Origin of the sequence: Tsuneonella sp. CC-YZS046 (assembly GCF_035581365.1) — a bacterium.
Lineage (GTDB): Bacteria > Pseudomonadota > Alphaproteobacteria > Sphingomonadales > Sphingomonadaceae > JAWKXU01.
In genome coordinates, this window is the sequence record NZ_CP141590.1 from 2,269,604 (window position 1) to 2,296,322 (window position 26,719).

27 protein-coding genes are annotated in these 26,719 nt (G+C 64.1%); 8 read left to right on the plus strand and 19 right to left on the minus strand.

Features of this window, described 5'->3' with window-relative positions:
* The first annotated feature begins 148 nt into the window (after window positions 1–148).
* The gene (locus U8326_RS11135; RefSeq protein WP_324740347.1) at window positions 149–1,882 is read left to right on the plus strand and encodes a fatty acyl-AMP ligase; all 1,734 of its coding nucleotides are present in this window, start codon (window positions 149–151) and stop codon (window positions 1,880–1,882) included.
* A gap of 54 nt (window positions 1,883–1,936) precedes the next feature.
* Here the strand turns inward: U8326_RS11135 and U8326_RS11140 are convergent, their stop codons facing one another.
* Window positions 1,937–2,332: an MAPEG family protein gene (locus tag U8326_RS11140; RefSeq protein ID WP_324743589.1), complete on the minus strand. Its 396-nt coding sequence runs from the start codon at window positions 2,330–2,332 to the stop codon at window positions 1,937–1,939.
* 143 nt (window positions 2,333–2,475) lie between these two features.
* Between U8326_RS11140 and U8326_RS11145 the strand changes: the two genes are divergently transcribed.
* Window positions 2,476–2,772, plus strand: a complete 297-nt coding sequence (locus tag U8326_RS11145; RefSeq protein WP_324740348.1) for a polyhydroxyalkanoic acid system family protein — start codon at window positions 2,476–2,478, stop codon at window positions 2,770–2,772.
* A gap of 9 nt (window positions 2,773–2,781) precedes the next feature.
* Here U8326_RS11145 and U8326_RS11150 read toward each other — a convergent pair whose 3' ends face one another.
* Together U8326_RS11150 and U8326_RS11155 are read right to left on the minus strand one after the other, a co-directional pair.
* The gene (locus U8326_RS11150) at window positions 2,782–3,222 is read right to left on the minus strand and encodes a DUF2721 domain-containing protein (protein WP_324740349.1); all 441 of its coding nucleotides are present in this window, start codon (window positions 3,220–3,222) and stop codon (window positions 2,782–2,784) included.
* 42 nt (window positions 3,223–3,264) lie between these two features.
* Window positions 3,265–4,032 (minus strand): TonB family protein, encoded by a 768-nt coding sequence (locus tag U8326_RS11155; protein ID WP_324740350.1) that lies wholly within the window; start codon window positions 4,030–4,032, stop codon window positions 3,265–3,267.
* Between the two features lie 107 nt (window positions 4,033–4,139).
* Between U8326_RS11155 and U8326_RS11160 the strand changes: the two genes are divergently transcribed.
* Window positions 4,140–4,733, plus strand: coding sequence for a uracil-DNA glycosylase family protein (locus tag U8326_RS11160; protein WP_324740351.1), 594 nt, complete (start codon window positions 4,140–4,142; stop codon window positions 4,731–4,733).
* 39 nt (window positions 4,734–4,772) lie between these two features.
* Here the strand turns inward: U8326_RS11160 and mmsB are convergent, their stop codons facing one another.
* From mmsB to U8326_RS11200, 8 genes are all read right to left on the minus strand, one after another.
* Window positions 4,773–5,642: a 3-hydroxyisobutyrate dehydrogenase gene (mmsB, locus tag U8326_RS11165; protein ID WP_324740353.1), complete on the minus strand. Its 870-nt coding sequence runs from the start codon at window positions 5,640–5,642 to the stop codon at window positions 4,773–4,775.
* A 118-nt stretch (window positions 5,643–5,760) separates the two neighbouring features.
* The gene (locus tag U8326_RS11170; protein WP_324740354.1) at window positions 5,761–6,543 is read right to left on the minus strand and encodes an enoyl-CoA hydratase-related protein; all 783 of its coding nucleotides are present in this window, start codon (window positions 6,541–6,543) and stop codon (window positions 5,761–5,763) included.
* Between the two features lie 26 nt (window positions 6,544–6,569).
* Entirely contained in the window at window positions 6,570–7,637 is a 1,068-nt protein-coding gene (locus tag U8326_RS11175; RefSeq protein WP_324740356.1) for an enoyl-CoA hydratase/isomerase family protein, read from the minus strand.
* 26 nt (window positions 7,638–7,663) lie between these two features.
* Window positions 7,664–9,466 (minus strand): PHA/PHB synthase family protein, encoded by a 1,803-nt coding sequence (locus tag U8326_RS11180; protein WP_324740358.1) that lies wholly within the window; start codon window positions 9,464–9,466, stop codon window positions 7,664–7,666.
* 134 nt (window positions 9,467–9,600) lie between these two features.
* The gene (locus U8326_RS11185) at window positions 9,601–10,743 is read right to left on the minus strand and encodes an acyl-CoA dehydrogenase family protein (protein WP_324740360.1); all 1,143 of its coding nucleotides are present in this window, start codon (window positions 10,741–10,743) and stop codon (window positions 9,601–9,603) included.
* Between the two features lie 34 nt (window positions 10,744–10,777).
* Window positions 10,778–11,080, minus strand: a complete 303-nt coding sequence (locus U8326_RS11190; RefSeq protein WP_324740361.1) for an I78 family peptidase inhibitor — start codon at window positions 11,078–11,080, stop codon at window positions 10,778–10,780.
* A 15-nt stretch (window positions 11,081–11,095) separates the two neighbouring features.
* A complete protein-coding gene (locus tag U8326_RS11195; RefSeq protein ID WP_324740362.1) occupies window positions 11,096–11,581 on the minus strand; it encodes a hypothetical protein in 486 nt (161 codons plus the stop codon).
* 69 nt (window positions 11,582–11,650) lie between these two features.
* Window positions 11,651–13,069, minus strand: coding sequence for an aldehyde dehydrogenase family protein (locus U8326_RS11200; RefSeq protein WP_324740364.1), 1,419 nt, complete (start codon window positions 13,067–13,069; stop codon window positions 11,651–11,653).
* Between the two features lie 355 nt (window positions 13,070–13,424).
* Here U8326_RS11200 and U8326_RS11205 point away from each other — a divergent pair, with 355 nt between their 5' ends.
* The 3 genes from U8326_RS11205 (at window position 13,425) to ligD (ending at window position 17,787) form a co-directional block, all read left to right on the plus strand.
* Entirely contained in the window at window positions 13,425–14,321 is an 897-nt protein-coding gene (locus U8326_RS11205) for a LysR family transcriptional regulator (RefSeq protein ID WP_324740366.1), read from the plus strand.
* Between the two features lie 95 nt (window positions 14,322–14,416).
* Window positions 14,417–15,259: a Ku protein gene (locus tag U8326_RS11210; RefSeq protein ID WP_324740367.1), complete on the plus strand. Its 843-nt coding sequence runs from the start codon at window positions 14,417–14,419 to the stop codon at window positions 15,257–15,259.
* Entirely contained in the window at window positions 15,256–17,787 is a 2,532-nt protein-coding gene (gene ligD / locus U8326_RS11215; RefSeq protein WP_324740368.1) for a DNA ligase D, read from the plus strand. Before U8326_RS11210 ends, ligD begins: the two co-directional genes overlap by 4 nt.
* 3 nt (window positions 17,788–17,790) lie before the next feature.
* Here ligD and U8326_RS11220 read toward each other — a convergent pair whose 3' ends face one another.
* From U8326_RS11220 to U8326_RS11250, 7 genes are all read right to left on the minus strand, one after another.
* Window positions 17,791–18,606 (minus strand): class I mannose-6-phosphate isomerase, encoded by an 816-nt coding sequence (locus tag U8326_RS11220; RefSeq protein WP_324740369.1) that lies wholly within the window; start codon window positions 18,604–18,606, stop codon window positions 17,791–17,793.
* The gene (locus U8326_RS11225; protein ID WP_324740370.1) at window positions 18,603–19,628 is read right to left on the minus strand and encodes a mannose-1-phosphate guanylyltransferase; all 1,026 of its coding nucleotides are present in this window, start codon (window positions 19,626–19,628) and stop codon (window positions 18,603–18,605) included. The genes U8326_RS11220 and U8326_RS11225 overlap by 4 nt, the downstream gene beginning before the upstream one ends.
* 344 nt (window positions 19,629–19,972) lie before the next feature.
* Window positions 19,973–20,977 (minus strand): DUF7065 domain-containing protein, encoded by a 1,005-nt coding sequence (locus U8326_RS11230; RefSeq protein WP_324740372.1) that lies wholly within the window; start codon window positions 20,975–20,977, stop codon window positions 19,973–19,975.
* The gene (locus U8326_RS11235) at window positions 20,974–21,468 is read right to left on the minus strand and encodes a hypothetical protein (RefSeq protein ID WP_324740373.1); all 495 of its coding nucleotides are present in this window, start codon (window positions 21,466–21,468) and stop codon (window positions 20,974–20,976) included. Before U8326_RS11235 ends, U8326_RS11230 begins: the two co-directional genes overlap by 4 nt.
* Window positions 21,465–22,703: a phosphotransferase family protein gene (locus U8326_RS11240; protein ID WP_324740374.1), complete on the minus strand. Its 1,239-nt coding sequence runs from the start codon at window positions 22,701–22,703 to the stop codon at window positions 21,465–21,467. Before U8326_RS11240 ends, U8326_RS11235 begins: the two co-directional genes overlap by 4 nt.
* A gap of 1 nt (window position 22,704) precedes the next feature.
* The gene (locus U8326_RS11245) at window positions 22,705–23,652 is read right to left on the minus strand and encodes a DUF7064 domain-containing protein (protein ID WP_324740375.1); all 948 of its coding nucleotides are present in this window, start codon (window positions 23,650–23,652) and stop codon (window positions 22,705–22,707) included.
* A gap of 117 nt (window positions 23,653–23,769) precedes the next feature.
* Window positions 23,770–24,477, minus strand: coding sequence for a Crp/Fnr family transcriptional regulator (locus U8326_RS11250; protein WP_324740376.1), 708 nt, complete (start codon window positions 24,475–24,477; stop codon window positions 23,770–23,772).
* Between the two features lie 281 nt (window positions 24,478–24,758).
* Here U8326_RS11250 and U8326_RS11255 point away from each other — a divergent pair, with 281 nt between their 5' ends.
* Window positions 24,759–25,565: a class I mannose-6-phosphate isomerase gene (locus U8326_RS11255; protein ID WP_324740377.1), complete on the plus strand. Its 807-nt coding sequence runs from the start codon at window positions 24,759–24,761 to the stop codon at window positions 25,563–25,565.
* Between the two features lie 14 nt (window positions 25,566–25,579).
* Window positions 25,580–26,134, plus strand: a complete 555-nt coding sequence (locus tag U8326_RS11260) for a polysaccharide biosynthesis/export family protein (RefSeq protein WP_324740378.1) — start codon at window positions 25,580–25,582, stop codon at window positions 26,132–26,134.
* Window positions 26,135–26,593: 459 nt separating this feature from the next.
* Here the strand turns inward: U8326_RS11260 and U8326_RS11265 are convergent, their stop codons facing one another.
* A complete protein-coding gene (locus U8326_RS11265; protein ID WP_324740379.1) occupies window positions 26,594–26,716 on the minus strand; it encodes a hypothetical protein in 123 nt (40 codons plus the stop codon).
* Between the last annotated feature and the right edge of the window lie 3 nt (window positions 26,717–26,719).

Here is a 26,719-nt window from a genome sequence, read left to right on the forward strand (position 1 = left end):
ATTCGTGCCACAGTCCGGTAGGAATGGGAAATACCATGCAGCCACGCCCCTCCTTTGCGGGCAGGGTTGGTCATGTTGCGTTCACGAGAGGGAATGAAGTGGGCCCTGCGTAGAAAACGCCGCGAGAACAAAGGGTACGCGAGAAACGATGACCGACGACGCCATCCAGCCGACACCGAATTTCTGCCCGCTTGAGCGGCGCATGTCCGACTTCGCCACTTTCGGCGAGGCGCTGGATTATGCCGCGCAAGGCCGCCGCGGGCTGAATTTCCACGATCCGCGCGGCCAGTTGATCCGCAGCTACCCCTTTTCGGAATTGCGCGCCGATGCCCTGGCGGTGGCGCGCCGCCTGCTGGCGCGCGGCATCGCGCCGGGCGATCGGGTGGCCCTCATCGCCGAAACCGGGCCGGATTTCGCCGCGCTGTTCTGCGGCACGATCTATGCGGGCGCATGGCCGGTGCCGCTCCCGCTGCCGACCAGCTTCGGCGGCAAGGAAAACTATATCGGCCAGCTCACCGTGCAGTTGCAAAGCTCCGACCCGGCGATCCTGTTCTATCCGCCTGAAATCGCCGCGATGGCCAGCGCGGCCGCCGAGCGGCAGGGCTGCGCCAGTGCAAGCTGGGACGATTTCGCACAGGAGAACGCGCCGGATTGCGATCTGCCGGAATTGCGGCCGGGCGATATCTGCTATCTGCAATATTCCAGCGGCTCCACCCGCTTTCCCCATGGCGTCGCGGTTACGCATGAAGCGCTGCTCAACAATCTCGCCGGCCACGGCCATGGGATGAAACTGGAAGCCAACGACCGCTGCATAAGCTGGTTGCCCTGGTATCACGACATGGGCCTGGTCGGCTGCTTCCTTTCACCGATCGCCAATCAGGTCTCGACCGATTACCTGAAGACCGAGGACTTCGCCCGCCGCCCGCTGGCCTGGCTGGACATGATCAGCCGCAACCAGGGCACCACCCTCTCCTATTCCCCCACCTTCGGATACGACATCTGCGCGCGGCGGATTTCCAGCCAGTCCCATGTCGCGGAGCGTTTCGACCTGTCGCGCTGGCGCATCGCCGGAAATGGCGCGGACATGATCCGGCCCGATGTCATGCAGGGTTTCGTCAATGCCTTCGCCGATGCCGGGTTCAAGGCCAGCGCCTTCCTGCCCAGCTATGGCCTCGCCGAAGCGACCTTGGCCGTCACCATCATGCCGCCGGGCGAAGGTATCCGCGTGGAATTGGTCGAGGAGGAGCGCCTGTCAGGCTCTCCGCGCGACATTTCCCGCCCCGCGCGCTATCGGGCCATCGTCAATTGCGGCAAGCCCGTGCGCGACATGGAAGTGGTGATCCGGGGCGAAAGCGGCCAGCCCCTGTCCGACCATCATATAGGCAAGGTGTGGTGCAAGGGGCCAAGTGTGATGCATTCCTACTTCCGCGATCCGGACGCCACCGCAGAATGCATGGTCGACGGCTGGCTGGATACGGGCGACATGGGCTATATGGCGGACGGCTATCTGTTCATTGTCGGCCGCGCCAAGGACATGATCATCATCAACGGCAAGAACCACTGGCCGCAGGATATCGAGTGGGCGGTGGAACAACTCCCCGGCTTCCATCAGGGCGATATCGCCGCCTTCGCCGTAGAGACGGAGAATGGCGAGGAAGCGCCTGCCGTGCTGGTCCATTGCCGCGTCTCCGATCCGGTCGAGCGGATCAAGCTGCGTGACGAAATTCGCGACAAGGTTCGTTCGATCACCGGGATGCATTGCGTGGTGGAACTGGTCCCGCCACGGACCCTGCCCCGCACCAGCTCCGGCAAACTGAGCCGCGCCAGGGCCAAGAAGCTGTATCTCTCGGGCGAGATCGAGCCTTACAGCCTCGCGGCCTGAGCCGCGCGCCTAGCCCGGATTGGCGAGCGGAGACGCTTGACGAGGCCTCTGGCCCTAACCGGCTAGCAGCACGCCAAGCACCAGCAGGATACCGGCCAGTCCGATCGCCCAGACCAGCGTGCGCACCACCGGCACGCCTGCCCAGTAGAGCGGCAGATAGATGATCCGCGCGCCCAGCCAGACCCAGCCGCCCAATGCCGTCCAGAAGCTCGTCTTGCCCGCGATCACCACGCCCAGCAGCGCGATGATCGCAACCGGCAGAGTCTCCATGTAATTGGCGCGGGCGCGGCCCAGCCGCCCGGCTACGGGATTGAGCGGCGGCAGTTCTTCGTCCCGCGCGCCCATGTTCCATCTGGCACCATATTGCTTCGTCTTGAAGTGCCCCTCGGCGAAGACATGCGCCATCAGCAGGATGGCAGCATAGGCGAGTATTTCGATCTCCGCTGGCATCGCACCCACTCCCCGCGCGGCGAATAGTCCGGCCGCGCTTTTCCAGCCCATTCTAGCGAATGTGGATGGCGGCCGCAAAAGGGGTTTTCGGCGCGGCGATCCGCTGCCACTCTGCCCATCGCGCCTTCATCAGGAGAGACAGGATGCAAATAACCGTTCCCCACCGATTGAGCCGGGATGAAGTGCGCGAGAGGCTGCGCAGCAAGTCCGGCGAGATACTCGGCCATGTGCCCGGGGGAATGGCCGAAGTGGAAACCAGCTGGCCGAGCGAGGACAGGATGGATCTGGCCATCACGGCCATGGGGCAGGTGATCCAGGGCAATCTGGAGATCGAGGATGATCTCGTCCGCATCTCGATCGACCTGCCGATGATGCTGGGCTTTCTCGAACCGATGATCTCCGGCACGATCACGGAGCAGGGCAGGAAGCTGCTTGCCTGACCCGCCGGGTCAGAGCTTGCGTTCCCATTCCAGGAAATCTTCCGCGATCCGCAGGCTGGCGGATGCGACCCTGGTTTCCCGCACGAACAGGGTCAGCGCCCACATCAACAGGGCGATGGCGAAGATGAACGCAGTGGCCGCGATCTTCTGGAGATCGAGGTCCAACAGTTCTTCCAGGAACAGCAGCGCCACGACCATCCCGATGGTAAGAGCACTGACCACCAGGGTGAAAATGGCGCTGCCGATCAGCGAAATCCGCCGGTCCAGCGTGCGGATTTCGCGAACGACCTTGTCATGGTCCGCCCCCTGGGTCTCCGCATGGCGTTCGATCAACAGGCGGGACCGATCCACCACGCGGCCCATCCTGGTCGACAGCAGGTTCAGGATATTGCCGATGGCGACCAGCACGAAAACGGGGGCCAGGGCAAGTTGGATGGTATGGGCGATCATACGCTCATCCTTATTGATGATCGAAACCGGCGCAAGCCGGCATCAGTAGAACCAGCGTTGCCGCCAGGCATATTTCCCGGCGACCGGATTGCCGTCGGCATCGGCCGCCGGGCGGAAGCGGAACCGTTCCGTGGCGAGGCGGCAGGTGATCGCATCCGCATCCGCATCCGGGCTGGCCGCCGTCACCCGGCAATCGGTGACGCGCCCGTCTGCGCCCACACTCAGCAGGATGGTCACGCTTTGCCCGATCCTCAGATCGCGGGTCTTCTTGGGATAATCCTTTGCCGAATTGATATCGCCGGCGATCTTCTCCAGCTTGCGGACAGGCATTCCCCCGCCGCCCGCACCTCCCCGGCCGCTGCCCGTGCCCGCGCCCACACCGCCGGCGCCTGTTCCATCGCCCTGCTCCCTGGCGCCCGAACTGTCCTGCGTGCCGGTCGACGAGGCCCGCGGCGCGGGAGCGACCGGCAGCGGAACCTTGGGCCTGGGCGCGGTGACTTCCCTGGGCGTCGCCTTGCGCCCCTCCTCCCCGGCGGCGCCCTCGTCCGGCAGGGGGCTGGGTTCGGGGCTTGGCGTGACGGTGGGCGTCGGGCTTGGCGCGGTGACCGTTACCGTGAAGGTCGCGATGGCCCGATCCACGACGGCTTCGGTGAAATCCGGGGCGAAGGCGCGGATCAGCCCAAGGACCGCCGCGACATGGAGCAATGCGACAGCCATGATGGTCCACAGCCTGGTGGACCGCTTTGGCCGGAGATCGGCCCGGAAATCGGCGTTATGGTTCAATCCGGTCGCCTCCCGAACGCACTGCATCGCTCTTTCAGTTTAGCGTGTTGTAGCGCCCAGGCCAGCGGCAAGGAGAGTTCCGTCCTTCGCGGCCGGATTGTCTATTCCGCGCAGCTTCCCATATCGCTGCGACGATGCCGGATATTCTCTTGCCTTCAGATCCCTTGGCGGCGCTGCTGCGGGACATCGGCGCCTGTTCGCTCTGCACCGACCTGCCGCTCGGCCCAAAGCCGCTGCTGCAAGCAGGCCGCAGCGCGCGTATCCTGCTTGCCGGGCAAGCCCCGGGGCGCAGGACCCATGCCGCGGCAATGCCCTTCGCCGACGCATCGGGCGAACGGCTGCGCGACTGGCTCGGCATCGATCGCAAGACATTCTACGATCCCGCGCGCATCGCCATCCTGCCCATGGCGTTCTGCTATCCCGGCACCGGCTCCGGCGGCGATCTCGCCCCGCCCCCGCTATGCGCGGAGAGCTGGCGAGAGCGCCTGCTGGAACACTTGCCCGATGTGGAGCTTACGGTGCTGATCGGCGCCTATGCGCAGCAGTGGCATCTCGGACGCGACGGTTCATCGCTGACCGACCGTGTGCGCAATTGGCGCGCCCATTGGCCCGCGATACTCTCGCTGCCGCATCCCAGCCCGCGCAACAATCGCTGGCTGGCACAGAATCCCTGGTTCGAGGTGGATCTGCTGCCTGTATTGCGCGCAAGGGTGGCGGAGCTGGTTTAGCCGCCGGAGCGCAATCGCCCCGGCGGCCGGGTATCGCGATCAGAGGGTCTTGATGATGGCGGAAAAATCCATGCCGCCATTGCCGCCCTGCTCGAACTCCTCGTAAAGCTCCTTGGCGCGCAGGCCCATCGGCGTCTTGGTCCCGGCGGTTTCCGCCGCCTCCATCGCCAGACGCAGGTCCTTGAGCATCAGCGCGGTGGCGAAACCGCCCTGATAGCCATTGTCGGCCGGGCTTTGCGGGCCGACGCCCGGGACCGGGCAATAGGAGGTCATCGACCAGTTCTGGCCGGACGAAACCGAGCTGATGTCGTAGAAGGTCTGCGGATCGAGGCCGAGCTTCTGGGCCATGGCGAAGGCTTCGCAGGTGCCGATCATATGGATGCCCAGCAGCATGTTGTTGCAGATCTTCGCGGCCTGGCCGGAACCCGCGCCGCCGGCATGGATCACCGCCTTGCCCATCGCCTGGAGGATCGGCTCGGCGCGCTTGAACGCGCTGTCGGTGCCGCCCACCATGAAGGTCAGCGTGCCGCCATTGGCGGCCGCGATGCCGCCGGAAACAGGCGCATCGACCATTTCATAGCCTGCCTTTTCCGCATCCCCGATCACCTTGCGCGCCGTGGCCACGTCGATCGTCGAGCAGTCCAGCAGGATCGCTCCGGCCGGGGCCTTGCCGAACACGCTGGCGTGATAGACGCTGTCCACGATCTTGCCGTTGGGCAGCATGGACACCACCGCATCCGCGCCGACCACGGCCTCACCGGCATCGGTGAAGGTCTTGGCGCCCTGCTCCGCGGCGCGGGCCAGCGCCGCTTCGGCCAGATCGAAGGCGTGGACTTCATGCCCGGCCTTCACGAGATTGGCCGCCATTCCGCCGCCCATGTTGCCCAGCCCGATAAATGCGATCTTCATAGTCTGCTGCCCTTCCGGCTTGCGGGGAAGGGCACTTTCACCCTTCCCGAATAGATGTATCGGCGAGCGCGGCGCCCGCCATTGCCGCCGCTCCCGCCTGGGCGGAAGCGATATTGCCTCAGCGGCCCTTCCAGTTGCCCGGGCGCTTTTCGACGAAAGCCTTCATGCCTTCGGCCTTGTCCTCGGTAGCGGTCAGGATCTGGAACATGCGCCGTTCGATGAGAATGCCCTGGGCCAGCGTGGTCTCGAAGGCGGCGTTCACCATCTCCTTGTTGATCATCGCGGCCATCAGCGGCATCGAGGCAATGGTCTCCGCCGTCTTGAGCGCATCGTCGAGCAATTCGGCAGCAGGCACGACCCGCGCCACCAAGCCCGAACGCTCCGCTTCCTCGGCGCCCATCATCCGCCCGGTCAGGCACATTTCCATCGCCTTGGCCTTGCCCACGGCGCGGGTAAGGCGCTGCGAGCCGCCCATGCCGGGCGCAACCCCCAGCTTGATTTCCGGCTGGCCGAACTTCGCGGTGTCGGACGCAATGATGAAATCGGCCATCATCGCCAGCTCGCAGCCGCCGCCCAGCGCGAAGCCGTTGACCGCCGCGATCCATGGTTTGCGGGTGCCGTTGGTGACATGGCTGGTCCATTTGGAGAAGAAATCGCCCAGATAGAAATCCGCTGCCGGCTTGTCCGCCATTTCCTTGATGTCGGCGCCCGCGGCAAAGGCCTTGTCGCCGCTGCCGGTCAGCACCGCGCAATGCTGCGTGCCATCCGCCTCATATGCGGCGAAGGCGTCGATCAGCTCGTCCAGCACCTTGCCGTTGAGCGCGTTGAGCGCCTGCGGCCGGTTCAGCGTGATAAGCGTCACCGCGCCTCGTTTCTCAACGAGGATGGTTTCGTAACTCATGGCAATCTATCCTCTCGTTTAATGCCTCAATGCCGTTCCAGGTCGATCGGCCGCCATTCGCGCTGGCTGCCGAGCGGGCGGAAAATATCGTTGAGCAGCGCATCGGTGACACCTTCCGGGGTGGCCGGGTTCCACTGCGGATTGTTGTCCTTGTCCAGCAGCAGCGCGCGCACGCCTTCGATGAAATCGTGCTGGCGGAACAGGCGATGGACGATGCCGAACTCAAGCCGCATCTCATCGGCGAAATCGCTGATATGCGGGCTGACCATCAGCAGGCGCAGCGTGATCTTGCAGGACAGCGGCGACTTGCTCTTCATGATCCCCAGCTGCTTCTGCGCCCATTCGGACTTGTCCGCTTCCAGCGCCAGCATCACATCTTCCAGCCGGTCCGAAGCGAACAGGCGATTGATGTCGTCCAGCTGCTCGAAGATCTTCGGCTCGGGCGGCGTTTCCGAGGCCGCATCGAGGATGGACAGCACCCCTTCGGGATGCATGCAGATCTGCTCCTTGACGTCCTCCAGCCGATCCGAGGGTATGTAATGGGTGGCAAGGCGGGTGGCGAAACATTCCGCGCCGTCCAGCCGCGCGCCGGTCAGGCCGAGATATTGGGCCAACCTGCCGGGAAGCCGCGAGAGATAACGGCCGCCGCCCACATCCGGGAACAGGCCGATGCCGGTTTCCGGCATGGAGAACACGGTCCGCTCTGTCGCGATGCGGTATTTCGCCGGACAGGTAATGCCGACGCCGCCGCCCATCGTGATGCCATCCATGAACACGAGGCCGGGCTTCGTGTAGGTATACATCAGATGGTTCATCCGGTATTCCTGATAGAAGAAGGCGTCGCCCGCCGCGCCGTGCCCGCGCGCGCTCTTGGCGATCGAAACCACATCCCCGCCCGCGCAGAAACCCCGGCCTTCCGCATGATCGATCAGGATCAGTTCCACTTTCGGATCGTCACGCCATGAAATCAGCGCATTGGTCATCGCATGGACCATGTTGAGGTTCAGCGCATGGATGGCCTTGGGGCGATTGAGCCGCATCCGGCCTACCCGGCCGTCGACATAGGTCAGCGCGTCATGATCTTGTTGTTCCAAAGTCGTTTCCCTGTTCTGCGGATGTATCAGGCGTCCTGAAGCCGTTCCGGCTTGAGCACGAACGACCCCGGAGCGGGCTCGATCGGTTTCAGCTTGCTGCATCCCGGCTTGCGGGCGGGCACCTGCCCACCCTTATCGTTCTTTTCCAGCCATTGCACCCAGTGGGGCCACCAGGACCCTTCGTGCTTGCCCGCGTTCTGCAGCCAGGCCCCGGCATCGGAAGCAAGCCCCGGATTGGTCCAGTAGCCATGCTTGTTGGCGGCTGGGGGATTGATGACCCCGGCATTGTGGCCGGAACCGCCCAGCACGAATTCCACCGGCCCGCCGAAATACTGGTGGCCGCGATAGACGCTGGGCCAGGCGGAAACATGATCGTCCTTGAGGCCGACGATCATCAGCGGCGCGGTCACCTTGCCCAGATCGAGCTTTTCACCCAGCAATTCCACCGCGCCGGACACGCGCAGATGATCTTCCAGCAGCAGCTTGCGGTTGTAGGAACGCAGGAATGCCTGCGGAATATGCGAGCCGTCCTCGAACCAGAACAGCAGGTCGGATGGCGGGGAATCCTTGTCGAGCAGATAATGGCTGACCCAGGACGACCAGATCAGGTCGTTGGCGCGCATCATGGCGAACAGCTGATGCAGTTCGTCCTTGTCGATATAACCCTTGGTTTCAATATGGCCTTCCAGCGCATCGACATGCGCTTCGTTCACGAAGGCGGACCATTCCTTCATGTCCTCGAAATCGACCAGCGCGCCGATCAGCGTGCTGGTGCCCACCTTGTCGATTTCGCCGCGCGCGGCCAGCACCGCATCGGCCATCGCGATCAGGGTGCCGCCCATGCAGAAACCGAACAGATCGACCGAGCTTTCGCCGGTGCATTCGATGACCTTGTCCAGCGCTTCCAGAACTCCGCGGCCGACGTAGTCGTCCACCTCGCAATGGCGGTGGCTTTCATTGGGATCGACCCAGGAAATCAGGAAAACGGTCTGCCCCTGATCGACCAGCCATTTGACGAGGCTGCTCCTGGGCTGGAGGTCGATCATGTAATATTTGTTCACCAGCGGCGGCACATAGAGCAGCGGCCGCGCCCGCACCGTCTTGGTGGCGGGCGCATACTGGATAAGCTGCATCAGGTCGTTCTGGTAGATCACCTCGCCCGGCGTGGCGGCGAGGTTCTTGCCCAGCTCGAACGCATTGTCATCGGTGCGGCGGCGGATGATGCCCCGCCCTTCGGTGATGTCGCTCAACAGGTTGGCGAAGCCCGCCACCAGATTCGCCCCGCCGGTGTCGACCGTGCGGCGCAGCACATCGGGATTGGTCACGACGAAATTGGTAGGCGCCACCGCGTTGAGATATTGCTCGAGCAGCAGCGACGCCAGCGCGCGCTTGGAAGGATCGGCTTCGGTCGATGCCTCGATCAATTCGCGCATCTGCCGAGCGATCAGCAGATGGCTTTCCTTGACGCTGCGATAGAAGGGATTCTTGTCCCATTCCTCGCCCTTGAAGCGCCGGTCGCCCCGCTCCGGAGCCGCGACCGGCTCAACCTCGCCGGACGTGTCCCATATGTTGGTCCAGAACCTGCCCCATTCGGACCAGGCATCCGCCTGCGCCCTGAGCACCTTGTCGGGATGGGCGAAAGCGCCGGACACCACGTCGTTCCACGCGGAAAACACCGCAAGCGCATCGTAACGCCGCGAGGGCTTGTAAACCGGCGGCTGACGGAAGAAGGCGCCGACCGCCTCCCCCAGCTTCCGGTAGGATTCGACGCAATAATTGCCGGTCGCGGCTTGTTCGGCTTCGTCGGTCTGGGAGGTTTTGGTCGCCATGGCAGGAACTCCGGGGTGGACTCAAAAATGCTGCAATGCAGCAATACAGGCGATGCGGGACCACATCAATCGCCGTTTCACGGCGTTTGCAGCCTGCCTTGCGAAATCCACGCCCACTCCCTCTCAAGCCCTTGCTATTTAAGCAGATCGCGCCCCACGATCATCCGCATGACCTGATTGGTGCCCTCCAGAATCGAATGCACGCGCAGGTCGCGCCAGAACCGCTCGATCGGATAATCCTGAAGATAGCCATAGCCGCCATGCAGCTGGAGCGCGCGATCCACCACGCTCGATCCGGTTTCGGTCGCGAAGGTCTTGGCCATCGCGGCGAAGCGGGTCTTGTCCGGCGCGTTCTCCGTCACCTTCACCGCCGCGAGATAGAGCAGCGCACGGGCCGCTTCCAGTTCCGTCGCCATGTCGGCCAGCATGAACTGGGTGTTCTGGAACTCCGCGATCGCCTTGCCGAACTGCTTGCGATCCTTGGTATAGGCCACCGCCTCGTCCAGGCAGCGCTGGGCGCCGCCCAGCGAGCAGGCGCCAATATTGAGGCGGCCGCCGTCGATGCCCATCATCGCGATCCGGAAGCCTTCGCCCTCCTGGCCGACGAGGTTGGCGACCGGAACGCGGGCTTCTTCCAGGATAAGAGCGGCGGTGGGCTGGGAATGCCAGCCCAGCTTCTTCTCCTGCGCGCCGAAGCTGACGCCCGGCATGTCCTTCTCGATCACCAGGCAGGAAATGCCCTTCGCGCCTTCCTCGCCGGTGCGGACCATGGTGACATAGACCTCGTTCTCGCCGCCGCCGGAGATGAACTGCTTCGATCCGGTGACGACGTAATGGTCGCCGTCGCGCACAGCCCTGGTCTTGAGCGCCGCCGCATCGGAGCCGGAGGACGGCTCGGTGAGGCAGTAGCTGGCGATCCGCTCCATCGAGACGAGATCGGGGAGATATTTCTCCTTCAGCGCCTCGCCGCCGAAGCGGTCGATCATCCAGGTCGCCATGTTGTGAATGGAGATGAACGCGCTGGTGGACGGGCAGCCGTAGGACATCGCCTCCATGATGATCGCGGCTTCCAGCCGCCCCAGGCCGATCCCGCCCGCTTCCTCGCTTACATAGATCCCGCCGAAGCCAAGCTCGGCCGCCTGCAGGATGGTTTCGCGCGGGAAATGATGCTCTTCATCCCATCTGCCCGCATTCGGCGTGATGTTGTCCGCAGTGAACCGGCGGGCCATTTCCTGAATTGCAAGCTGGTCTTCGGTAAGCTGGAACTGTCCTGTCATTCTATCCTCTCTTGCCCCCTCGAACGCAGCCGTGTCAGCCGCATGCGATGGTCGTTATCGCCATGTTGCGGTCATAGCCCACCGTAAGCCGATCCGGCCGGAAATCCATTGTCAGGGCGCCTCCGGGCGGCGCCCAGCGCAATTGCCGCGCCCCGGTGATCCGCAGCAGCACCGCCCCGGACTCCGCGGTCGCGGTATGGCCGATATGGCTTTGCGCAGGCTCGGCATCGCACACGGCGGGCGGTGGCGAGGCTGGCGCAACTTCCTTTTCGGGAGCGGCGGCGCAGGCCGCAAGCGGCAGGGCGCAAAGCGAAAACGCGGGCAGAAATCTAGCCATCGACATCCTCCTTACTTATGGACAACGCGCATATTTGAGCGGGCCGGGCATCGCATCATGCCCGAATTCCTGCCGCACCAGCGACTTTCCGCCATTTTCCGTCTCGAGAACCATTTCGCGGGTCCATTCCATGCCCTCGCCGGTGAAGCTGAAGCTGGCCCGGATGCGGGTGTCGGTGCGTTCCTTGACGGCGCCGAGCGTGCCGACGGATTCGTAGAAAGTGAGCTTGGCGGGCGCGATCACCAGCAGCCCCTTGGCGTCCCCGCGAGTGGACGTGCAATCCGCGGAAACCAGGCCCCAACGCCCCTGGATCGAAACCGGAATCTCGCTGGCGCCGTCCTGGCTGGCCGGCGTGGCCGGTGCCTCGCCCACGGGCGAGGGCGGCGGCGCGATCTCGCTTTCGGCCTTTTCCTTTTCACTCGCCTCCTCGGCCGGCTTCGACGAGCAGGCGGTGAGGGCAAGAGAAACAAGCAGGAAAGCGGCGTAGCGTATGGGCATCATGGGCCAACTCCTTTCATGAGCGAACGGCCCGCCGGAACAGCGGGCCGCCATGGAAGGAACTCTCGAAGATCAGATCTTTTCCATGATCTCCTTGCCGAACAGCTCCTCATCGCTCGGCAGAACCTTGGGCTGGGCCAGCGGCTTCGACACCCAGGTTTCGTTGATGAGGTCGCGCCAGGAAATATTGTTGTTGGTGCCGTTGCCGCCCCACGAGCCGCAGCCCAGCGAGAAGGTCTGGCGCATCCCGTTCCAGAGATTGCCGGAGTTGGACGGCGCCTGCGGCTGGTTGACCATCACGCGGCTGGTCTTGGTGCCGAAGGCCAGCTTCATGATGTTCTCGTCGGAATTGGAATAGATGCCGCAGCTGTGGCCCTGCCCCTGATAGGACTGGATCGCATTGGTCAGCGCGATCGCCTCGTCGATGTCCCTGGCGCGGTAAAGCGCCATGGTAACGGTCATCTTCTCGCCGGAGAACGGATAATCCGGGCCCGCGCCGGTTTCGGGCACGATGAAGAACTTCACTTCGTCCGGAACCTGGAAGCCCGCGTAATTGGCGATGAACTGGGCCGGCTGGGCCACGATCTTCGCGTTAATATGGCCGTCTTCCCAGATCGCGCCCTGCAGCTTGGCCTTCTCGTCCGCATTGACGACATAGCCGCCCTGCGCCTTCAGCTTCTCCAGCATCTCGTCATAGATCGCATCCAGCAGGATGACCGAGTTGTCGGACGAGCAGGACGCCGCATTGTCCAGCGTCTTGGAAATGCGGATCTTCTCGGCCGCGTCGTCGAGGTTGGCGGTTTCGTCCACGGTAATCACAGCATTGCCGACCCCCACGCCCAGGGCCGGGGTGCCGCTGGAATAGGCGGCCTTCACCATCGGCGCGCCGCCGGTGGCCAGCACGCGATCGACCTGGCGCATCAGTTCGTTGGTCTTCTCGACCGAGGGGATCTCGATGCCCAGCACCAGATCAGCCGGAGCGCCCATCTTGACGATGGCGTCGCGCATCAGGTCAACGATCTTCTTGTTAGTCAGCTTGGCGCGCGGGTGCGGCGCGATGATGATCGAATTGCGGCCCTTCACGGCGGAGATCGCCTTGATAACCGGGGTCGCCTCGGGATTGGTCGAGGGCGACAGCGCGCCGATCACGCCCATCGGCTTCGCGATCTTGACGATGTTCCGTTCCGGCAGTTCCTCGATGATGCCCACCGATTTGTCGTCGATGATGTCATACAGCGTCGCGCGCGTCTTGCGGTCGATCTTGAGGAACTTGCCCTCGTAATTCCCGAGCTGGGTTTCCTCGACGGTGAACTGCGCGATTTCCTCGCTCACGCCCGGCTTGCAGACCGCCCACACCATGGCGCGGATCAGGGCATCGACCTGTTCCTGCGTGTAATTGGCGATCTGCTCCTGCGCGGCGCGCGAACGCGCGACCAGCGCGGCGATTTCGTCAACGACTTCGTTCCTGTCCAATTCGAGAGCGGTAGCCATAGCGTCTTCCTCGTGTTCCAAAAGCTGCCGGGAACCGCAGCCATCCAATGCAAATCCCGTTCAAGCGCCGAAAAAGGCAACCTGCGCACCCTGGGCCGCGCATCCATCGCCATTCGCCGCTTCGATTTGGAAGCGACTCTCTCCAGCCTTCCTGCGATCCTGCCCATGCCAGTCCACTGCCCCGCTGACAAGCGAGAGCGGGGCTTTCGGGGCGCAATCGCGGCGCTCGGCCCGAGGCGATACATCCGTCCCAGCACACAAGACCCTGTTCATGCGGCCTTCCGGCGCAGATGGGATGGGGCAACGCTGCGATCAAGCGCTAGATTCGCCGCGCCTGGCTGCATATATGCAGGTGATGGACTGGGGTGACCTGCCATTTTTCCTGGCCGTGGCCGAACATGGCACGCTGGCGCGCGCGGGCGCCCTGCTGCGCACCGATCCCACCACCGTGGGCCGCCGCATCCAGAAGCTGGAGCGGGCGGTCGAAGCGCGCCTGTTCGAACATCTGCCCAGCGGCTTTGTCCTTACGCCCGCCGGCGAACGGCTGCTGCAGAAGGCGCGGGCGATGGAACGCATCGCCGTCGAGGCGCGGCAGGTCGGCGGCGCGAGGGATGCGGCGGCCGATCTCACCGGGACTGTGAGGCTCAGTGTCGCGGAAGGTTTCGGCAGCTGGTTCGTGGCCCGCAGGATCCGGGACTTCGCCGATCGCTACCCAGCGGTCTCGGTGGACCTGGTCGCCAATAGCGGGTTCCTCAACCCGACCAGGCGGGAAACCGACCTGGCCGTGCTGCTGGCGCTGCCGCGCAAGGGGCCGTTGGTGACCCGCAAGCTCACCGATTATGCGCTCGGGCTCTATGCCTCCCACGCCTATCTTGCCGAAGCGGGGCCGATCGACCGGCGGGAAGCGCTCGCCGGGCATCGCCTCATCGGCTATGTCCCGGACATCGTCTATGCGCCGGAATTGCGGTATCTGGACGAAATCCCCAATGCCGGCCCGGTGATGCTCCGTTCTTCCAGCATCAATGCCCAGCACCGGATGATCGCGGCCGGCGCCGGCATCGGCGTCCTTCCTCATTTCATCGGCGCGATGGACCGGGCGCTCGCTCCCATATTGCCGGAATTGCGGATATTGCGCAGCTTCTGGCTGGTGGCGCACAAGGAAACCTCCACCTATCCGCAGGTTCGCGCGATGATGAACTGGCTGCGCGATACGGTGAAGGCGGAGCAGCATTTGTTTCTGCCGCCTGCTTGAAGGGCGGTTGGAAGCGGATGAAGGCGAGATAAAAACGGGCTTTGCCGGAACCTACCGGGCCGTCCGGGCGATTTACCCTGCGAAGGGAGCATCGCATGGCCGCACGCGCATATTGGCAGGGGCAGATCAGGCTCGCCCTGGTTTCCATCCCGGTGGAAATCTATCCGGCGGTGAAATCGGGCGCCTCCATCAGCTTCCGGCAGATCCACGAGCCGAGCGGCAAGCCGGTTTCGTATGAGAAAGTCGTCCAGGGCATCGGCCCCGTGGATCGCGACGACATCATCCGGGGCTACGAAGTCTCGAAAGGGAATTATGTGCTGCTCGAGGACGACGAGATCGAAGCGGCAAAGATCGAAAGCAAGCGGACCCTCGAACTCGTCCAGTTCGTGGAGCAGCACGAGATCGACGTGCTCTATTTCGAGAAGCCCTATTTCGTGGTGCCGGCCGATGAGTTGGCCGAGGAAGCCTATATCGTGCTGCGCGAGGCCTTGCGCCAGGCGCGCAAGGTCGGCCTTGGTCAGCTTTCTGTAAGAGGGCGGGAACAACTCGTTGCGCTCAAGCCCTGCGGCAAGGGGCTGGTGCTGGAAGTGCTGCGCTACGCCGACGAGGTCAGGCGCGCGCAGAGCTATTTCTCGGAGATCGGCAAGGACAAGCCGCAGAAGGAATTGCTGGATCTCGCCAGCGCCCTGATCGAGCAGAAGACCGCGCCTTTCGACCCGGTCGAATTTCATGACCGCTATGTCGACGCCCTCAGGAAGCTCATCGACAAGAAAGCCAAAGCCAAGGGCAGGAAAATCCTGGAAGATGTCGAGGAGCCGGCGCCATCGGGCGGCTCCAACGTCATCGACCTGATGGCCGCGCTCAAGAAATCGGTGGGGCAGGACAAGGGTGGAAAGCCTGCTGCGAGGAAAGGCGGCGCGCGCCGCAAGCGGGCATGAGCCGCGCGGCCGATCCCCTGGCGGAGTACAATCGCAAGCGGGATTTCGCGAAGACCGCCGAACCGGCCGGGAAGAAGGCTTCGAGTACCGGCGGCAATCGCTTCATCGTCCAGAAGCACGCCGCAACCCGCCTGCATTGGGATTTCCGGCTGGAAGTGGATGGCGTGCTGAAAAGCTGGGCCGTCACCAAGGGGCCATCCAACGATCCCGACATCAAGCGGCTCGCCGTGCGCACCGAGGACCATCCGCTCGCCTATGCGGAATTCGAGGGCAGCATTCCCAAGGGCGAATACGGCGGCGGCAGCGTGATGCTGTGGGACCGCGGAACCTGGGCGCCGATCGAAGGCAAGAGCGCTAGCGACATCGACGAGGGCCATCTCCATTTCACCCTGGATGGGGAGCGGATGAAGGGCGAATGGCTGCTGGTCCGGATGAAGGGAAGACCGGGAGAAAAGCGCGAGAACTGGCTGCTGCGCAAGATCGCCGATGCCGAGGCGGGCGAAGGCGATGCGCTGGTCGAACGAAACCTGACCAGCGTGCTGACCGGCCGCTCGATGGATGAGATCGCGGCCGACAGGGCCGGGGAATATTCGCTGCAAGGCAAGGAATCCGGCGCATTCGCCGAACAGATGACAAAGGCCGCAAAACGGAACCTAAGGCAGGCCAAGCGGAACCGAGGGGGCCGCAAGGCGCCTTCAGCCCCGCCAAAGTTCCGCACACCGCAACTCGCCACGCTGGTCGACAACGTCCCCGCCGGAAATGGCTGGATGCACGAGATCAAGTTCGACGGTTACCGGGCCATGATCTCGGTCGCTGGCGGCAAGGTGCTCATCAACACCCGCAACGGGAAGGATTGGACCGCCAAGTTCGGCCCGCTGGCAGAGGCCATTGCCGCACTGGACCTGCCGCCGTGCCTGATCGACGGGGAGATCGTCGCCTACGCCAGGGACGGGAACCCCGATTTCTCCTCGCTGCAGGCGATCCTGAAGCGCGGCCACGGGCAGCAGGGCAAGGCCGACCATCTCGCCTTCCATGCGTTCGACCTGCTCGAGCTCGATGGCGAGGACCTGGCATCCCTGCCCAACATCGAGCGCAAGGAGAGGCTCGAGGCGCTGCTGGCCGGGACGGAACCGCCGATCCATGTGGCGGACCATGTCATCGGCGCGGGCGAGAAGCTTTTCCGCGCCATGTGCGACGCCGGGCAGGAGGGGATCATCTCCAAGAAGATCGACGCCCCCTATCGCGGCGTCCGGACCAAGGCCTGGACCAAGGTCAAATGCACGCGGCGGCAGGAATTCGTGATCGTGGGCTATTCCCGCTCCAAGGCGAAAGGGCGGGTCTTCGCCTCGCTGCTGCTGGCACAGAACGAGGGCGGGAAGCTGGCCTACAAGGGAAAGGTCGGCACCGGCTTCGACAGCGATGCGATGGAGGAACTCGCCGGGAAATTCACGCGGCTGGAGCGCAAGACCGCACCGGTGGAGGTCGAGCGGACCGAGGCGCGCGGCGTCACCTGGCTGGCCCCGGCGCTGGTCGCGGAGATTGCCTTCGCGGAATTCACGGCGGAAGGCCGGGTCCGCCATGCCAGCTATCTCGGCCTGCGCCCCGACAAGGAGGTGAGCGAGGTGAAGCCCGAGAAACCCGACACGCTCCCGGCCGAGCAGCCGGAAGCCGATGTGACGATCTCCAGCCGCGAGCGCGTGATCTTTCCCGAAAGCGGCCAGACCAAGGGCGATCTGGCGGATTATTACGCCGCCATCGCCCCGCTGATGCTGCCGTTCGCCGCGCGCCGCCCGATCAGCCTGGTCCGCTGCCCGCAGGGCCGGGCGAAGAAGTGCTTCTTCCAGAAGCATGACAGCGGATCGTTCGGCCCGCATGTCCACCATGTGCCGATCACGGAGAAGGACGGGGGCACGGAGGATTACATCTATATCGAGGATGCGGCGGGCATCCTGGCCTGCGTCCAGATGGGCACCATCGAATTCCATGCCTGGGGCAGCCGCAGCGACGATGTGGAAGCGCCGGACCGGATGATCTTCGATCTCGACCCCGACGTCGGGCTGGATTTCGGGGATGTGAAGCAGGCGGCCAGCGACATCCATACCCGTCTCACCGGCCTCGGCCTTACCAGCTTCGCCATGCTGTCGGGCGGAAAGGGCGTCCATGTCATCGTCCCGCTCACGCGCGGCCATGATTGGGAAACGCACAAGGATTTCGCGCGCCGGTTTGCCGAGGCCATGGCGCTGGCCGAGCCGGACCGCTTCACCGCCACCATGAGCAAGGCCAAGCGCAAGGGGAAGATCTTCATCGACTGGCTGCGCAACCAGCGCGGATCGACCGCCGTGGTCCCTTATTCCGCGCGGTCCCGGAACCAGGCGCCGGTAGCCGTGCCGATCACATGGGACGAGCTGAAATTCCAGAAGAACGCCCACCCCTTCTCCATCGGCGATGCGAAGGAACTGCTGCGCCGCGCCGAAGGCAAGGGGCTGGCGGGATGGGGCTTTGCCGAGCAGCGCCTGCCGGAAATCTGACCGCTAGCCCGCCGGTTTGACCGGCTGCGCGATCAGGCAGGAGCCGGCATCGTCAAAGGTCACATCCGCGAGGTCGCCAGCCAGCGCGCATTGGCCCGGCTCCACCCTGTCGCCCTTGACCCGAAACGCGCCGGAGCGCGGGATCAGCAGCAATTCGCCCGGATAGCGGGCGGCAAGCGCGGCATCGGGCGGGCTATCCACCCGATCCAGCCGGAAATACGGACCATCGACCAGCGCCAGGCTGCCATGCTCGGGCAGATGGCGGCGTAGCGCCGGATCATGCGGCACGCCTTTCGCCACCGCTATCCCTTCTTCCAGATGCAATTCGCGCGGCCGCCCGTAATCGTAGAGGCGATAGGTGATGTCGCTGTTCTGCTGGACCTCGATCAGGCCCACCCCGCCGCCGATGGCATGCACCGTATTGGCGGGAATGTAGAAGAAATCGCCCGGACGCACCGGATGCCAGACCAGCAGATGCTCGATGCTGCCGTCCAATGCCGCCGCGCGCATCGCCTCCGCGCCGATTTCGCTTGCAAAGCCGATGCCCAGCGCCGCGCCGGGCTGCGCGTCGATCACCAGCCAGCATTCCTCCTTGCCCTGACGGCCGAGGCCGGCCGCCTCGGTCTGCGTGTCGGAAGGATGCGTCTGGACCGACAGCTTCTCGCTGGCGAAGATATATTTCACCAGCAGCTCGGGCATTTCGGCGGGCGGCTCGAACCAGATTTCGCCGATCCGCTGCCCCTCGGGCGCCTGAAACGGCGGGGGCAGCACATCCATCCCCCACGGCTTTTCCACCATGCGGGTCGGCAGCACGCTCATTGATTGACCGCCCCGGAAAGCTTGCCGACCTTCTGCGCTCCGGCCGCGGTGGTGACCAGGACCTCTCCGCCGTCCACCACGATCACCACATCGTCCAGCCCGATCACGGACACGCGCGGACCGTCGCTTTCCACCATGACATTGCGGCAGTCGACCAGCTCGGCGGGGCCATGCACGACATTGCCGTCCGCATCCGCCCCGCGCGCATCGCGCAAGGCGGGCCAGTTGCCGATATCCGACCAGCCCATGTCGGCGGGCACCATGGCCGCGCGGCTGGTTTCCTCCATCACCGCATAATCGACGGATTCGCCTTCGATCCGGGCAAAAGCGGCGGCATCCGGGTGGAACCGCGCGTCATCCTCCCGTCCCTTTTCCACCGCCTCGCGCACGGCCTGCGCCAATGCCGGGCGATGGGTTTCAAGCTCTTCCAGATAAGTGTCGGCGCGGAAGGCGAACAGCCCGCCGTTCCAGCTGTAGCCGCCCTCGGCCAGAAAGCTCTCGGCCGTGGCGAGATCGGGCTTTTCGACAAAGCGTTCCACGCGGTAGCCGCCATCCAGCGCTTCGCCGCGCTTGATATAGCCGAAGCCCGTCTCCGGCGATTTGGCGGCGATGCCGAAGGCGACCAGCCACCCTTCCCGGGCCAGATCGGCGGCGGCGGCGGCGGCGCGGGCGAACGCCTCGCAATCCGCGATGTGATGGTCGCTGGGGCATACCAGCATCACCGCATCGCCCGGCAGGCGCAGCGCGGCAAGGGCAATGGCGGCGGCGGTGTTCTTCGCCTCCGGCTCCACGATCACGCGGGCCGTGGGCGCCTGGCTTTCGACATGGGCGAGATGGGCCGCGCCCGCCACTACCAGCGGCGGGGCGAATTGGGCCGAATCGGCGCAGCGCAGCAATGTCGCCTCGAACAGGGTGCTTTCGCCGACCAGCGGCAGGAAGGGCTTGGGCTTTGCCGCACGGCTGCGAGGCCAGAGGCGGGTGCCGCTGCCGCCGCACAGGATAACCGGAACAATCCCGCTCATGCGACTTTTTCCCTCGATTCGATCCGGATGCTCTCCGACGCAGGGAAATCCACCCCTCGCCGGCAAAGGCCGCTCGGATCGCCCGTATTTCGACCCGTATTTCGAAACGCCATGCTTCTCCGCCAGTCCCCTTCTTGAGAACCACAGAAACGCCTGAGCGTTCCACATCATGCGGAAACGCTCGCACCTTCCGAGGTCGCATTTCCGGGCGACCGATCACGAATGATCGACCATGGAAATGCCTTACCATGGAATAATGACAAAATCCCTGCCGGTATCCCGGGCCGGAAAGGTTTTTCGCCAGGGCGGCGATTTTCGGGCCGGGCGGAAAGGCCTTGCGCGCGTCAGGTGCAGATCGCGCCGGGCGCCGCGGTCCAGCGCCGCCCGCGCAGCCGCGCCATCATGTCCAGCGGATGGTTCTCCATGTTGAGGCCGTGGCCGATCCGCCCTTCATCCGTGATCCAGCGGCTCATCGCCACATAGAGCATCACGCTGGTGTAGCAGGACCACGGCGCGCCGACGAGCGGGGAGCCATACAGCACATGCCGCTTGCCGCGCACATCGGTGGCGACCGCGTCGATGGTGACCGCGATGGAGCCGAGCCGGTTGGTCTTGAGCCGCAGGTCGGTGAGGCCATACAGCTCGCCATTCTCGAACACATAGCCGTGCGAGAGCTTTTCCTGCTCGCCCGCCGGTTTCGTGAAATCGAGGCTGTTGATCCAGTGCAGCCCGTAATCCTCGCCGAAATTGGCGTTGGTCCAGGCCATCGACCGCAGGCCGATCTCGCAGCGGTCGCCCCAGCTATGGTCCATGGTGGAAACGCAATCGACCCTGTAGTCCTTGCCCCTGATCCGCAGCGTGCCGGTGACGTGGCAGGGCATGTCGAAATGATTGCTGTAGGCGGTGCCCAGCCCGGACTGTTCGGCCCGCGCATTGGCATCCTGCTTGGCATGGGGGCTGTGCCGGGGGTCGTTGATGTCGAACGGCTCGGTCAGCCCGCGCACCTCCAGATGCGCCTCGGTATCGTCGAAGCCGACGTAATCCAGCGTATAATTGCGGGGGTCGTGGGCATGGACCTTCATGCCGTTGGGCGTCTCGAAGCGGGAGAGGCGCTCCGGCGCGGGTAGCTGCTGCTGGCTGTCGTAATAGAGCATCTCGCCGCGATTGTCGGACAGGCAGCCGTAGATCGCGACATCGACCAGGCACACCCCCACCGCCTTGCGCGTCACGGTGTAGAACGTCGCCAGAATGCGCTCTTCCGGAATCATCGCGATGAAATAATTGGTTTCCGCGAACTTGTAATCGATCCCCTCGGGAACGTGATATTCGATGTCTTCAAGGCCGATCATGGCTGCTTGTCCTCAAGGAGTTCGGTCAGGTCGGGAATCTGGGAAGGGTCGGGCTCGAAGCCCATGCCGATCGCCCAGGCGCGCATCCGCAGGATCATCGGCCCCTGCGCGGCAAGCACGGCGGCGGCCACCGCCGCCTCGGCCGGGGTGCCGCGCGCCTCGTCGATCGCGGCGCCGATCGCTTCCTTGAGCGCGCGCACCTGCGCCTCGATCCGCTGCGGGCTGGATTCGGGCGAGGCAAGCACCGCTTCGCTATCGGCAATTGTATCGGCATTCGCGCCGATCTGCCGGGCCAATGCAATATTGTCTGCCAGATCGCGGCGCAGATAGGCGTGGAGGTCGGGCAGGCGCTGGCGCACGATGGCCAGCGTCGCCAGCGCGAGGTGCAGTTGCTCCACCGCCATCGCATTGGCGGGGTCCACCGCCGGCAGGACATTGTCCGCCAGCGACTTGGCGACGGCGGCAAGCTGGACGTCGATTTCGGGGATCATCGGCCATCTCCCTGCGCGGCCATGGCCTCGGCCAGCGAATGCCGGAGCTGCGCCATCAGCATCCCGCCGATGCCGTTGAGCCAGGTCAGCACCACATCCTGATGCGACTTGCCGCCCCTGGCCGCGCGATAGCCGGTCGCCACGCAGACGATTGCCGCGACCCAGGCATTATAGACCCGGTAATAAAGGATGCGGGACTGGTCGACCGGCAGGCCCGTGGCCTTTTCATAGGCGGCGTAGAATTGCTCGATCGGCAGCATCCCGTTGACGAGCAGCGTTTTCCCGTCCTCCGCCGTATGCGCATAGGCCAGCGAGGTCGCCCAGGTCAGGTCCTGATGCCGGTCCCCGATCACGGTCAGCTCCCAGTCCAGCCAGGCGGTGATGCGGCCATCCGCCTCGTCGATCAGGAAATTGCCGCTGCGGCAATCGCCATGGATGATCGAGGCATGGTCCAGCATCGGGGCATGGTCTTCCAGCCAGTTGGCGGTGAGCGTGAACAACGGCTCGTCCTCGCCCCGGTCCTCGCTCCAGATCCGCCGCCACATCGCGACCTGCTTCAGGATGCCTTCATTGGTGCCGGTGCGGGGGATCTCGAAGGAGGGCAGATGCATCGCCGCGATGTCCGCGGTGTGGAACCGGGCCAGCCCTTCCATGAACTGCCCTGTCACCGCCGGGCGGAGTCGTTCGCCATAATTGATGCCCAGCCCGGTCACTTGCTGCGACGTGTCAGACGCCGGCTTCGCCACGCCCGGCGCCAGGCCGAACACCAGCGCCGGATAGGGGAAGATTTCCGCGTCCTCGTCCTCCCAGTAGCACTCCGGCACCGGGATCAGGCCCGAAAGCGCGCGGATCATCTCGAACTCGCGGCGGCGCGAGCTTTCCACGATGGATTCGGCCGGGCTCATCCGCAGGACAATGGGAGTGACATGGAGCGGCTCGTCACCTGCCGCCCCATGCCACTCCAGGTCGAAAGCCGCTTGCAGCTTGGAGGAACCGCCGGTCATCCACCGCGCGTTGGCAATGGTGAAGGGCTGGTCCAGCTCCCGCCGCAGCAGGCTCTCGAGGGATTGCGTCAATTGCGCCAGCGTCACCGGCTGGTGCGGCACCCCGCCCCGCTGGCGCATCTTGCGGGTCAGCACCCGGTCGATCTCCGCCTCGGTGGGATAGCGCCGGCGCAGATCCTCTATGAAGGCGTCGGACGGCTGCTGGCGCGTATCCTGCGGTGCGGCGGCCATGTCAGCGGCGCAGTTCGGGGAATTTCTTCATGTGGTCGAGATAGCGGCTGTCCCAGTAGAACTCGCACCAGCCCACCGCCGGCCTGCCGTCGATCACCGTGGTCATCGCGACCTCGTTGAGGATGTTCAGCTCGTCGATCGGATAGACGCGGTGCCCGAAATAGGCGCCCGTCACCTGGGTCGTCCGCCCGGCCTGATCCTTGATCGAGACTTCGATGGCCTTGTGGATCATGTCCGCGTCCAGCTCGAAATCGATCACGTTCACATCGGTGATCTGGGACATGTGGCCGTCCTTGAAGACATAGCCCCGGATCAGGTGGCGGCCGAGATATTCCATCTTGAAGAAGTGGACGCTCATGTCCTCGCGCGTGGCGTGGAACCACTTGTAATGGTAATTCACCCCCCAGTTGCGGGTGCCCCAGCTGTGGTCGCGCTGACCGATCCCGTCGAAGCGGTATTCCCTGCCGTCGACCTTGATCCAGCCCTTGACCTTGCCGCCCTGCTCGAAGCGGTTGAGCGCGAAATAGGGCGGGCAGCCATCGGGATGGGAAGCGTAGCTGTAGGCCGGGTGGATGGCGTCGAAAGTGAATTCGGTGCTGATCCTCTCGCCGGTGAACGACACTTCGGCCCGGCGCAGCGGATCGGGCAGCTTGAGCCGCACCCCGCCCGCGTCCCAATCGACGAAATCGGCGGTATCGGGAACGGGAATGTTGCGAAAGCTCTCGAAGATCGAACCGCCTTCCACCGCCGGCCCGAAGGCGCAGACCGTGCCGCCGGCCAGCCCATCCCCCGTCACGCGCGGATAGACCCAGAACGCCAGCTGCTCCTCCGGCAACTCGATGCAGAAAACGAGCGATTCGCGGGCCAGCGGCTCATTCGGCAGCGGGTGGCGGCCGTCGTCGGCGGGATCGAGCGGGGCGCAATCGCTGGTGACTTTCTCGAGCAGCATGGCTGGGCATCCTCCGTCAGTGGCGGGCCATTGCACGGCCCTGCTTCGCTGGCTGCTTTCTAACCCAGGAGTCGGCGCAAAAATTGTCGCATGGGCGACAATTTGCCTGTCGCCCCTTCAAAAGCCCGGCGCATCACCCGTTCCGAACAGATCGGCGTAATCCTGCTCCAGCCGTTCCGGCCGGGGCAGGCGGATGCTGCGATAGCCCAACTCCACCAGCCCTTCCCGCTCGAACTGGCGCAGCAGCCGGTTGAGCGTCTGACGGGAAGCGGCGAGCATCTTGGCCAGATCTTCCTGGGACGCCCGGATCATTATCGCATCGCCGGGCGCCCTGCCCCGATCCTCCTCGAACGACAGGAGATGAAGCAGCTTGAGCAGCCGCTCCCGCAGCGTCAACTGGTGCCGGTCCTGGGCGGTGCGATACATGATGCTGAAGCGCAGGCTGAAAAGGCGCAGCAGCTTGCGCGCGATGATCGGATGGCGATCCAGCAGGGATTCGAAATCCTGCCGGGCGATCGTCCTGAGCCGTGCGGGGGTAACGGCCACCGCATCGACCAGCGCGGGAATACCCGCGAAGACCTCGGACAAGCCGATCCAGTCGCCCGGCTTCATCGTGGCCGACACCGTTTCGCGCCCCGCCCGGTCGAAGGAGCAATATTTTATCTGGCCTTCGACCAGCTGATGCAGGCTTTCCCTGCGGTCCCCCGTGCGGACCACCACCGCGCCCGCTTCGAGATTGCGATAGCGGCTGAAGCGATCGAATTCCTCGCGCACCGCCAGGGGAAGCCCGTCATAGAAATTGTGCAGGTTGAATACCGGCTGCATGGCCTTCGCGCGGCGCCCTTCTGGTCCGGGGAATGCTTCGTTCTAGCACGGCATGCCCGCTGGACAATGGCAGTCCCGCAGACAGCCGAGCCACGACGAATGGTGCTCCACGGCGGATAAATTGTGCGGTGCAAAATATTATTGCGGCGCACAATCACTATGCTACCTTCCTCATCAGGATTCATCGAGGGCCAAGGTCACCCCGTGGTAGTATCGAACAGGTCCGTGCCTGTAGGAATGCAGATGTCCCTTCCGCGAGCGGCAGCGCGAAAGGGGCGTTCATGAAGCTCGAAACCGTTTTCGTCGAGAAACCCTGGGGGCGGACGGACCTGCCCGGTCATTTTTCGACCGGCGGGCGCAAGATCGGCGAGGTCTGGTTTCCCCCGCCCCCCGATGGCGAGGATCTGCTGGTCAAGCATATCTTCACCAGCGAGAAGCTGTCGGTCCAGGTTCACCCGAACGACGCTCAGGCAAACGAGCGGGGCCTGCCGCGCGGCAAGGAGGAATGCTGGTTCGTGACCGGAGCGGAACCGGGCGCCTGCCTGGGCATCGGCCTGAAGCAAAGCCTGACAGCCCGGGAAGTGCGGCAGGCCGCATCCAGTGGCGAAATCGAGCAACTGATGGACTGGAAGCCGGTGCAGGCAGGGGATTTCTTCTATATTCCGGCGGGCACGATCCATGCGATCGGCGCGGGAATCACCCTGGTCGAAGTCCAGCAGAACAGCGATGTCACCTATCGCCTCTACGATTACGGGCGCCCGCGCGAGCTGCATCTCGACGATGCCGTAGCGGTCGCCCGGGCGGCGCCCTATCCGCCTTCCCTGCATCGGCACGTCACGGGAAGGCAGACCGAACAGCTGGTCGACAGCCGGTATTTCCGGCTCGCTTTCTGCCATGGGGAAATCCCGGCGCTCGAAGGTTTCGGCCCCACCTTCCTGATCCCGATCGGCGGCGCCCTGCATCTGGGCGACATGACGGCCGCCTCGGGAGAGTGCGTCGCCACCGACGATCCGCTATGCTGGCAGGCCGAACCCGGCGCATCCTTGCTGGTGGCCCGTTCCGCCCAGCCCATCGGCATGCCTCACTGAGCAGGAGCTTCATAATGAAAAAGACATTCGTAGCTGCCGCTTTTGCCATCCTTCTCGCGGGTTGCGCTTCCAGCGCCAATCTGCCCACCCTGAGCCTTGCGCCGGAACAGGCGGTCTATCGCCTGGGGATCGGCGATCAGCTGAAGGTAACGGTTTACGGGGAGGAACGGCTTACCGGGGAGTTTCCGGTGAACGGCCAGGGCAACGTCGCTTTCCCGTTGCTCGGAGAAGTTTCCGCCGCCGGAAGGACGCTGCAGGAATTCGAGAAGGAAATCAGCGCGGGGCTGGCCGACGGTTTCGTCAACAATCCCAGTGTAACCGTCGAAGTGGCCAATTACCGGCCCTATTACATTCTCGGCGAGATCACCAAACCGGGCGAATATCAGTTTGCCGACGGTCTTACAGTGTTCAGCGCAGTCGCGAGGGCCGGGGGCTTTACCTATCGCGCGGATAAGAAGAGGATATACATCCGCCACAAGTCGGGCGGAGACGAAGTGGCCTACCGCCTGGAGGGAAGCACGCCCGTGCAGCCGGGCGATACCATTCGTGTGTCCGAACGGCTTTTCTAGATAACCATATAGGCTGCACTCCCGGGTCTGCTCTCAATCGCCTTCTCTCTCATGATGCATTGCCTTGCTGCGCAACGCGGCAATGCTGCACTGCGTTATAAATATTGGGCGACTGCCCCTGCGACTGCCTTCGGAATGTCTTATTTTTTGCACATGCGAAGGATAATAGGGCTGCAATACTGTCCCTTTTTGCACCAATGATGCGACGCACAATTTTTTGATTGACCTGAGTTGGAGGTAGGATAATCTTCACCATGTAAGGATTCGAAGGGGGTAGTCGAGTGGTGCCCGGGGGCAGCGCCGTTAATTTTGACGGCAGTGGCATTTTTATCCGGTTTGGAGAATTTTTATGCCAGTTCTCGAATCGTATTCCAGCGGCAGCCGGGAGCCGCTCAAGGCTATTCTAGCCCAGCAGGACAGCTGGTCCGAACCAGTCTCTCCCAGGATTTCAATGCAGCCTCACACCATGGCCGCGAAGATCGCGCCGGAAGTCCTCATCGCCACGCCCAGGAAGTTGCCCAGCCAGATGGCGGCGCAGGAAGCCAGTATCTCGTCCGCATGGGCCGTGCGAGGCTTCGACATCCT